Source organism: Stenotrophomonas panacihumi, assembly GCF_001431645.1.
Taxonomy (GTDB): domain Bacteria; phylum Pseudomonadota; class Gammaproteobacteria; order Xanthomonadales; family Xanthomonadaceae; genus Stenotrophomonas_A; species Stenotrophomonas_A panacihumi.
The window spans coordinates 53896-64363 of the sequence record NZ_LLXU01000085.1 but is presented as its reverse complement, the minus strand read 5'-3'; the positions used below and the strand labels follow the sequence as shown (position 1 = coordinate 64363).

The following is a 10468-nucleotide window of genomic DNA, read 5'->3' as shown; positions in this document are numbered from 1 at the left end:
GTCGCGGGGGTCGGACATGGGGGCGGGACGCCGGAGGCTTCGATGCCGGGTTATCGGCCTGCGATGCGCCGGCTTGAATGATTCAGTGGAACTGCGTCGCGCTTTTCGGGCCTTTGCACCGCAAAGGGGAAATGAATGCGCGGACGGGTCTGAGGACAGGCGTTTTTGTCATCAAAACGGCGCGCTCGCTTCACGCGTTTTTTATCGGCGCTTGCCGAGTATCACCACAGGCGCTCGTGGCGGATTCGCGAACGCCGCCCCGCTTTTCCGTTCGTTCCCCAGTTCCAACATCGCCCGGCCGTCACGGGGCGATGGCTGTCTCTTTCCCGCTGGTTCCGTCCACCCCCCACTGACGGATGTAGTGATGACCGCCTTGATCTCGCTGGACCCCGTCGTCGCGCCGCTGCGCGAGGACCCTTTGTCGACCCCGCTGCCGATGCCGTTGGTGCGCACCCGCGTGCCGCACGCACGTGATGCACGAGGACGCTTCGCCCGCCACCACGAATGGCAGCACGACATCGCGCCGGTGCGCGACAGTGCGCTGTTCGTGGTGCCGGAGATGGCCGACTTCGTGAAGGCTGGCGGCCTGGGCGACGTCGCCGCCGCGCTGCCGCGTGCGCTGCGCCGCCGCTACGACGTGCGCGTGCTGATCCCCGGCTACCGCGACGTGCTCGAACGCGCCGGTGGCATCGAGATCGTCGGCCGCGTCACCGCCCATGCCAGCTTGCCGGCCTGCGACATCGGCCGCGTCGAACAGGCCGATGGCCTGCCGATCTACGTGCTGCTGTGCCCGGCGCTGTTCGAGCGCGAGGGCACGCCGTATGTCGATGCGCAGGGCCACGAGTGGCCGGACAACGCGCTGCGTTTCGCCACGCTTTCCTATGCGGCCGCGCAGATCGCCGCCGGCCATGCCGGGCTGGACTGGCGCCCGCAGCTGCTGCACCTCAACGACTGGCCGTGCGCGCTCGCCGCCGCCTACGTGCGTTGGGGCGGTGGCACCACGCCCTGCCTGCTGACCATCCACAACCTCGCCTACCAGGGCGTGTTCCCCGAAGCGCTGGCGCCGGCGCTGGGCGTGCCGGCCGCGCATGCGGGTGAGCTGGCCTTCCATGGGCAGTTGTCGTTCCTGCGCGCGGGCATCGTCAATGCGCGGCAGGTCAACACGGTGAGCCACAGCTACGCCAACCAGATCGTCGCGCCGGCCGAAGGCTGCGGACTGGACGAACTGCTGGCCCAGCGCGCCTCGCTCGGCGCGTTGAGCGGCATCGTCAACGGCATCGACGCCAGCTGGGACCCGCGCACCGACGAGCACCTGCCGGCGCGCTTCAGCGTCACCCAGTGGCAGGGCCGCGAGGAGAACGCCGCGCACGTGCGTCGCGCGTTCGGCTTGCCGCCGAGCCGCGGGCCGCTGTTCGCGGTGGTGTCGCGGCTGGTGCACCAGAAGGGCCTGGACCTCACCTGCGAGGTGGCGCCGCAGATCGTCGCCGCCGGTGGGCAGATCGTGGTGATCGGCGGTGGTGAGCCGCAGATCGAGCAGCAGGTGGCCGCGCTGGCGCGCCGCTATCCGGGCCATGTCGGCGCGTACATCGGCTTTGACGAGAACCTGGCGCGGGCGATGTTCGCCGGTGCCGACTTCCTGCTGATGCCCTCGCGCTTCGAACCCTGCGGCCTGAGCCAGATGTATGCGCAGCGCTTCGGCTGCCTGCCGGTGGCGCATGCGACCGGCGGGTTGATCGACACCGTGGACGATGGCGTGACCGGCTTCCTGTTCCAGGGCGCCAGCGCCGATGCGCTGCGCCGCTGCCTGCAGCGGGTGTTCCGCACCTTCCGCCTGCCTGGCCTGCTGGCGGCGATGCGTCGCGCGGCGATGCTGCGCCCCAGCGGCTGGGACGTGGCCGGCAACGAGTACCTGGCGCTGTACCAGCGCACCGCGTTGGAGCTGCCATGAACGAGCGCGCAGGGGAGCGTACCGAGGCCGCCACGGCCGACACGACCGAATATCACGCAACCGATCGCGAGCCTGCCTGCGCCGAGTTGCTGTCGCTGGCGCGCGGCGAACCCGGCGATGCGTTCGCCTGGCTGGGACCGCATCGCCTGCCCGATGGCCGCCAGCGCGTGCGCGCGCTGCTGCCGGGCGCGCGGGCGGTGACGCTGGTCGACCCGCGGGGCGGCCGCCTGGCGTCGATGCAGCCGGTGGGCGAAGGCGTCTTCGAAGGCGAGTTGCCAGCGCCGGTGGACTACCACCTGCGCATCGACTGGCCACTGGGCCAGGAGGAGATCGCCGACGCGTATGCCTATGGCGCGCAGCTGGACGAAGCCGTCCTGCAGCGCCTGCGTGACGGCGACGGCGAGGCCGCGCGCGCCGCGCTCGGCGCGCATCACGTGCGTTGCGGCGACGTGCCCGGCGTGCGCTTCGCGGTGTGGGCGCCGAACGCGCAGCGCGTGGCCGTGGTGGGCGACTTCAACGGCTGGGACGGCCGCCGTCATCCGATGCGCCTGCGCCACACGGCCGGCGTGTGGGAGATCTTCCTGCCGCACCTGGCCGAAGGCGCGCGCTACAAGTTCGAGATCACCGCCGCCGACGGCACCCGCCTCCCGCACAAGGCCGACCCGCTCGCCCGCTGGGCCGAGCTGCCGCCGGCCACGGCGTCGCGGGTGCCGTCGGCCGCGCCCTTCGAGTGGCAAGACGGAGACTGGATGGCGCGACGTGGCGCCGCCAACGCGCCGGCACCGCTGTCGATCTACGAACTGCATGCCGCCTCCTGGCGCCGCGACGAGCACGGCCAGTTGCTCGGCTGGGACGCGCTGGCCGAGCAGCTGATTCCCTATATCCGCGAACTGGGCTTCACCCATATCGAGCTGCTGCCGGTCACCGAATACCCGTTCGGTGGATCGTGGGGCTACCAGCCGCTGGGCATGTACGCGCCCACCGCGCGGCATGGCGACCCGCGGGCGTTCGCGCGCTTCGTCGATGCCTGCCACCGCGCCGGCATCGGCGTGATCCTGGATTGGGTGAGCGCGCACTTCCCTGGCGACGAGCACGGCCTGCAACGCTTCGACGGCACCGCGCTGTACGAGCATGCCGACCCGCGCGAAGGCTTCCATCGCGACTGGAACACGCTGATCTACAACTATGGCCGGCACGAGGTCGCCGGTTACCTGGTCGGCAGCGCGCTGGAATGGATCGAGCGCTTCCACGTGGATGGCCTGCGCGTGGACGCGGTCGCCTCGATGCTCTATCGCGATTACAGCCGCGAGGAGGGCGAGTGGATTCCCAACGCCCATGGCGGCCGCGAGAACCTGGAGGCCACCGCGTTCCTGCGCCGGCTCAACGCCGAAGTGGGTGCGCGCTTCCCGGGCGTGATGATGATCGCCGAGGAATCCACCGCCTGGCCGGGCGTCACCGCGCCGGTGGAGCAGGGTGGGCTGGGCTTTACCCATAAATGGAACATGGGCTGGATGCACGACACGCTGGAGTACCTCAAGCGTGACCCCATCCATCGCACGCATCACCACGGCCAGATGACCTTCGGGCTGGTCTACGCGTTCTCCGAGCGTTTCGTGTTGCCGCTGTCCCACGACGAAGTGGTGCACGGCAAGGGCTCGCTGCTGGCGCGCATGCCGGGCGACGACTGGCAGCGCCGCGCCAACCTGCGCGCGTACTTCGCCTTCATGTGGGCGCACCCGGGTGCCAAGTTGCTGTTCATGGGCGGGGAGTTCGGCCAGCCCGGCGAATGGGACCACGATGCGACCATCGACTGGGCCCGCGCCCGCACGCCCGAACATGCGGGCCTGGCGCGCCTGCTGGGCGACCTCAACGCGCAACTGCGCGCGCAGCCGGCGCTCTGGCGGGGCGACCACGTGCCCGAAGGCTTCGAATGGAGCGTGGGCGACGACCACCACAACAGCGTGTTCGCCTTCGTGCGCCACGACCCGCACGGCGGGCCGCCGCTGCTGGCGGTGAGCAACTTCACCCCGGTCGCCCGCCACGGCTATCGCGTGGGCGTGCCGCTGGCCGGGCATTGGCGCGAGATCCTCAACACCGACAGCCACCACTACGGTGGCAGCGATGCCGGCAATGCCGGTGGCCTGCCGACCACTGCGGTGCCGATGCATGGCCATGCGCAGTCGCTGTCCCTGGCCTTGCCGCCGCTGTCCACGCTGTACCTGCAGGCCACCCCATGAGCGCGCCGCCCGCGCCCATTGCGCCGCCCGGTCCGCTGGGGGCCTGGGCCACGCGGGCGGGCCACGTCGGTTTCCGGTTGTGGGCCCCGGGTGCGCGCAAGGTAGCGCTGCTGCTGGAGAGCGTGGCGGTGCCGATGCAGGCCGAGGCGGGTGGCAGTTTCTTCGTCGAACTGGACGTGGCCGAGGGCACGCGCTATCGCTTCCGCGTGGACGAGGGCGAACCGGTGCCCGATCCCGCCTCGCGTTGGCAGCCGGATGGCGTGCACGGCCCGAGCGCGGTGCTGGCCACCGATTACGCGTGGCAGCATCCGCAGTGGAACGGCCGGCCCTGGCCCGAAGCCGTGCTGTACGAATTGCACGTGGGCGTGTGCGGCGGCTACGCCGGCGTGCAGGCGCAGCTGCCCAGGCTGGCGGCGATGGGGATCACCGCGCTGGAGCTGATGCCCGTGGCGCAGTTCGCCGGTACGCGCAATTGGGGCTACGACGGCGTGCTGCCGTATGCGCCGGCCGCCGCCTACGGCGAGCCGCGCGCGCTCAAGGCGTTGGTGGATGCCGCGCACGGCCAAGGCCTGATGGTGTTGCTGGACGTGGTCTACAACCACTTCGGCCCGGACGGCAATTACCTGCATGGCTATGCGCCGGCCTTCTTCCGCGAGGATGCGCCCACGCCGTGGGGCGCGGCCATCGACTTCCGCCAGCCGGCGGTGCAGCGCTACTTCATCGACAACGCGCTGATGTGGTTGCGCGAATACCGGTTCGACGGCCTGCGCCTGGACGCGGTGCACGCCATCGTGCCGGAAAGTTTCCTGGACCAATTGCGCGACGCCATCGCCGATGCGCTGCCCGCCGACCGCCATGTCCATCTTGTGCTGGAGAACGAGCGCAACCAGGCCTCGCTGTTGGCCCGTGGCTATACCGCGCAGTGGAACGACGACTTCCACAACGCGCTGCACGTGCTGCTCACCGGGGAGAAGGAGGGTTACTACGGCGCTTTCGCCGACGACCCGCTCGCGCACCTGGCGCGGGTGCTCGGCGAGGGCTTCGCCTTCCAGGGCGAAACCGATGCGCTCGGGCATGTGCGCGGCGAGCCCTCCGCGGGCCTGACGCCGGACCACTTCGTGATCTTCGCGCAGAACCACGACCAGATCGGCAACCGGGCCATGGGCGATCGCCTGCGCACGCTGTTGCCGGTGCCGCGCCTGCGCGCCGCGCTGGCGCTCACCGCGCTCACGCCGATGATTCCGTTGTTCTTCATGGGCGAGCCGTGGGGCGCGCGGCAGCCGTTCCTGTTCTTCACCGATTTCGCCCCGCCGCTGGACGAAGCCGTGCGCGAGGGCCGGCGCCGGGAATTCGACCGCTTTGCCGCCTTCGCCGACCCGCGGGCGCGGGCGCGGATTCCCGATCCCAACGCCGCGGGAACCTTCCTCGCCTCGCGTGCCCCCATCGAAGAAGCGAACAGCGAGGAGGGCGCGCGCTGGGCACATTGGTTCGCCCAGCTGCTGGCATTGCGTCGCCGCTGGCTGGTGCCCGGGCTGGCGCAGGCGCAAGCGCTGCCGGTGCGCCGCCTGGGCGAAGGCGCGCTTGCCGCTGGCTGGCAGCTGCCGCAGGGACAATGGCATGTCGCCTTCAACTTCGGTCCCGCCCCGGTGCCGATGCCCACGGGCGCGCAATGCCTGCTGCTGGCCGAACACGTGGATACCGGCCGCGCCATGCTGCCGGTGGATGGCTTCATCGCCTGGCGCGAGGCACTGGCATGAGCGCCTCGCCGCTGCATGCGCTGGCTGAAGCGTCCGGCCTGCTGGTGGACTGGGTGGATGTCGCCGGCCAGCCGCGGCAGGTGGCGCCGGACACCTTGCGTGCGCTGCTCGCAGGCCTCGGCCTGCGCGCCGACGACGAGCGCCAATGCCGCGACAGCCTGCGCGCGCTCGCCGCCCAGCCGGCGCACGCGCCGCTGCGTACCGCGCAGACCGGCGAATGGCTCGCCCTGCCCGCCGCGCCCGGTACCGCGTGCCAGTGGCAGGACGAAGGCGGCCAGCGGCACGACGTCCGCGTGGATGCCGACACCCGCGTGCAGGCACCGCCGCAGCCCGGCTACTGGCGGCTGTCGTGGGGCGCCGACAGCCTGGCCGTGGCGGTGGCACCGCAACGCTGCTGGAGCGTGGCCGATGCCTGCCGCACGTCCGATCCGCACGCCTGGGGCGTGGCGCTGCAGGTGTACTCGGCCTGCAGCGAGGGCGACGCCGGCATCGGCGATGCGGCCGGCGCCTCGGACTGGTTGCGGCTGGTGGCCCACGCGGGCGCCGATGCGCTGGCGCTGAGCCCGGTGCATGCGCCGCGCGCGCGCCATGGTGGCGTCTACAGTCCCTATTCGCCGAGCGACCGGCGCTTCTTCGACCCGCTGCACGCCGCGCCGACGCACGTGCTCGGCCCCACTGCCGCCGACACGCTGGAGGCCATGCCCGCGTTGCGCGAACGCTTCGCGCACCTGCAGGCGCCGCCGTGGATCGACTGGAACGCCAGCAGCGCGGCGAAGTGGCAATGGCTGCGTGCGCTGCACGACCGCTTCGACGGCGCCGATGCCGGCGTGCATGCCGATTTCCTGCGCTTCCGCGAGCAAGGCGGCGCCGCGCTGGCCGACTACGCGCGCTTCGCCGCGCGCGACCACGGCGATGACGACGCCGGCGTGCATGTCTTCGCGCAGTGGCTGGCGCAGCGCAGCTGGTCGGGCCTGCAGCGCGAGGCGCGCGAGCGTGGCATGGGCATCGGCCTGATCGCCGACCTCGCGGTGGGCTTCGACCCGGCCGGCGCCGAGGCCGTGGCCTGGCCGCAGGCCGCGCTGCACGGGCTGGTGCTGGGCGCGCCGCCGGATGCGTTCAATCCCGAGGGACAGGTCTGGGGCATCGCCAGCTATGCGCCACGCGGCCTGCGCGAGACCGGCTACGCACCTTTCATCGAACTGCTGCGCGCGGTGTTGCGCGATCGCGGCGGCCTGCGCATCGACCACATCCTCGGCCTGCTGCGCCTGTGGCTGGTGCCGGCGGGCGCGGCGCCGGGCGAGGGTGGCTACCTGCGCTATCCGTTGCACGACCTGCTCAATCTGCTGGCGCTGGAATCATGGCGGCATCGCGCCATCGTGATCGGCGAAGACTTGGGCGTCGTGCCGCCCGGCCTGCGCGCCGACCTCGCCGCGCGTGGCGTGCTCGGCACCGACGTGCTGCTGTTCTGCCGCGACGAGGACGGCCGCTTCCTGCCGCCGGGCCGCTGGCGCATCGACGCGGTGGCGACCAGCAGCACGCACGACCTGCCCACCGTCTGCGGCTGGCGGGCGGCCCGCGACCTCGACTGGCGCGAACGCCTGGGCCTCGGCAGCGCGGCGCAGCTGCGTGCCGAGCGCGCCGCCCGACGCGCGGCGGTGGTGCAGCTGCGCGCGGCCTGTGGCAGCGAAGGCGTCGCCGAAGGCGACCCGTGGCTGGACGCCCTGCGCTATACCGCGCGTGCGCCCGGCGCCCTGGCACTGCTGCCGGCCGAAGACGCGCTGGCGCTCGGCGAACAACCCAACCTGCCCGGCACCGTCGCCACGCATCCGAACTGGCGCCGGCGCCTGCCGCAGCCGCTGCCGGTAGAGCCGTTGCAGCAATCCTTGCTGGCCTTCGCCGATGCGCGCCATGGCGCGCGCGCGGAGCCGTTGGCGTGACGCCGCTGCGCGCCACGCTGCGCCTGCAACTGCACGCCGGTTTCGACTTTCGTGCCGCGACCGCGCAGCTGCCGTATTTCGCCGCGCTCGGCGTCAGCCATCTCTACCTGTCGCCGATCGCCGCGGCCGTGCCCGGTTCGACGCACGGCTACGACGGCATCGACCCGACGCGCATCAGTCCCGAACTCGGCGGCGAGGACGCGTTCCTCGCGCTGTCGCATCGCGCGCGTGCGCTCGGGCTGGGCCTGATCCTCGACCTGGTGCCGAACCATCTCGCCACCCACCCCGGCAATGCCTGGTGGTGGGATGTGCTCAAGCAGGGCCGCCGCAGCCGCCATGCCGGCTGGTTCGACCTGGACTGGCGCGCGCCCGGCCACGACGGCCAGCTGTGGCTGCCGGTGCTCGACCGGCCGTGCGCGCAGGCCGTCAGCGATGGGCTGCTGCGCCTGGAGTTCGCCCCGGACGGGCAGGTGCAGCTGCGCCACCACGAGCACCCGTTCCCGTTGCGCCCGCAGACCTTGCCCTCGCTCTCGCCGGCCGCGCTGCGCGCGTGGGTGGACGAGCTCAACGCACAGGCGCGCGAGGGCGACCCGCGGTTGCAGCGCCTGATCGATCGCCAGCCGTACCGGCTGGCGTGGTGGCGGGTCGGCAACGACATGGTCAACTACCGCCGCTTCTTCGACATCACCACGCTGGTGGCGTTGCGGGTGGAGTTGCCGGCGGTGTTCGATGCCGTGCACGCGCTGCCGCTGCGGCTGGTCGCCGAAGGCCATGTGGACGGCGTGCGCATCGACCACATCGATGGCCTCGCCGACCCCGCCGGCTACCTGCGTCGGCTGCGGGCGCGGCTGGACCAGGCCGGCCGTCGCCGCGGCCTGGCCCCGGGCACGTTGGCGCTGTACGTCGAAAAGATCCTCGCGCCCGGCGAGGCGTTGCCGGAGGACTGGGCCTGCGACGGCACCACCGGCTACGACTTCATGGACCAGGTGGGCGGCGTGCTGCATGCGCGCGGCGGACGCACGCCCTTGCGCCAGCTGTGGCGGGCGCAGAGCGGGCGCAGCGGGGATTTCGGCCAGGAGCAGCGGCAGGCGCGCGAGGAGATCCTGCGCGGGCCGTTGCAGGCGGAGTTCATCCGCACGGTGCGCGCGCAGATGGCGCTCGCCCGGCTGGACCCGGCCACGCGCGAGTTCAGCCCGCAGATGCTGGCACGCGCGCTGGCTTGCCTGCTGCGCGAATACCCCGTCTACCGCAGTTATGCGAACGCGGACGGACTGGATGCCGCGGGCCGCACCCACCTGGAGGAGGCGCTGGCGCGCGCGCGCGTCGGCCAGCCGCAGGCGAGCCTGGCGGCGCTCGATGCACTGGCGCGCTGGCTCGGCGAGGACGGTGACATCAGCGACAGCCAACGCGCCCTGCGCCGCATCCTGCGCCGCCGCTTCGAACAGCTCTCCGCGCCGCTCAACGCCAAGGCCGTGGAGGACACGGCCTTCTATCGCCACGGCGTGCTGCTCTCGCGCAACGAGGTGGGCAGCGAACCGGATCACTTCGCGCTGACCACCGCGCAGTTCCATGAAGCCTGCCGCCGACGCGCAAGGACGCATCCCCGCGCGCTGCTCGCCACCGCCACCCACGACCACAAGCGTGGCGAGGACGTGCGCGCGCGGCTGGCCGTGCTGTCCGAATGGCCGGCGTGGTGGCGCGAACAGCTGCGCGGCTTCGACGCGCTGGTGACCGGCCTGCCGGTGCCCGCCCCCGACCTCGGCGATGCGGCGATGCTGTGGCAGACGGTGGTCGCGGCATGGCCGCTGGCGCTGGCGGTAGACGACCACGGGGGCCTGGCAGACTACGCCGCCCGCGTATGGCAGTGGCAGTGCAAGGCATTGCGCGAAGCCAAGTTGCGCAGCAGCTGGCTCGATCCGCAGCCCGGCTACGAAGACCGCATGCACGCCTTCATCGACGCCGTGCTGGTATCGCGCGCTGGCCTGCCGCTGCGCCGCGCGCTGCATCGCGCCGCCCGCCACATTGCGGTGCCCGGCGCGCGCAATGGCCTGGCGCAAGCCTGCCTGCGGCTCACCGTGCCCGGCGTGCCGGATCTGTACCAGGGCCGCGAAGGCTGGGATCTCTCGCTGGTCGACCCGGACAACCGCCGCGAAGTGGACTACGCGCAGCGCCAGCGCTGGCTCGATGATCGACGCGATTGGCCGACGCTCCTGCACGACTGGGCCGATGGCGCGGTGAAGGCACAACTCATCGCCCGGCTGCTGCGCGTGCGCGCCGAACATCCCCGCCTGTTCGCCGAGGGCCGTTACCAACCCCTGGCCGGCGCGGGCGAGCGCGTGCTCGCGTTCCTGCGCGACGATGGCGAGCGGCAGCTGCTGGTGGCCGTGGCACGCCTGGGCGCCGACACCGGCGCGCACGCGCTGGCGCTGCCCGCGCGCACCTGGGGCCAGGCCGCATTGCCGTGCGCGCCGGGCCGGTATCGCGACGTGCTCGAACAACGCGACGTCGTGCAGCGTGGCCGTCGCATCGCGCTCTCGACGCTGCTTGCACGCAGCCCGGTGGCAGTGTGGCTTTCCTCCACGGATTGAC

General features: G+C 72.1%; 5 protein-coding genes. All 5 read left to right on the top strand.

The window, feature by feature from the left end:
• The first annotated feature begins 436 nt into the window (after positions 1-436).
• Genes glgA through treY form a run of 5 tightly spaced genes read left to right on the top strand, consistent with a single transcriptional unit; the run spans position 437 to position 10467 of the window.
• Complete coding sequence (gene glgA, locus ARC20_RS11020) at positions 437-1948, top strand: glycogen synthase GlgA (protein ID WP_108143287.1); 1512 nt, start codon at positions 437-439, stop codon at positions 1946-1948.
• On the top strand, positions 1945-4185 hold the full coding sequence (locus ARC20_RS11015; RefSeq protein ID WP_057647037.1) for a 1,4-alpha-glucan branching enzyme: 2241 nt from the start codon (positions 1945-1947) through the stop codon (positions 4183-4185). Before glgA ends, ARC20_RS11015 begins: the two co-directional genes overlap by 4 nt.
• Positions 4182-5942 carry a malto-oligosyltrehalose trehalohydrolase gene (treZ, locus tag ARC20_RS11010; RefSeq protein ID WP_057647035.1) on the top strand — a complete coding sequence of 587 codons (1761 nt, stop codon included), beginning with the start codon at positions 4182-4184 and terminating at the stop codon, positions 5940-5942. The genes ARC20_RS11015 and treZ overlap by 4 nt, the downstream gene beginning before the upstream one ends.
• Positions 5939-7879 carry a 4-alpha-glucanotransferase gene (locus ARC20_RS11005; RefSeq protein ID WP_057647033.1) on the top strand — a complete coding sequence of 647 codons (1941 nt, stop codon included), beginning with the start codon at positions 5939-5941 and terminating at the stop codon, positions 7877-7879. Before treZ ends, ARC20_RS11005 begins: the two co-directional genes overlap by 4 nt.
• Positions 7876-10467: a malto-oligosyltrehalose synthase gene (gene treY, locus ARC20_RS11000; protein WP_057647030.1), complete on the top strand. Its 2592-nt coding sequence runs from the start codon at positions 7876-7878 to the stop codon at positions 10465-10467. The genes ARC20_RS11005 and treY overlap by 4 nt, the downstream gene beginning before the upstream one ends.
• The last annotated feature ends 1 nt before the right edge of the window (position 10468 follow it).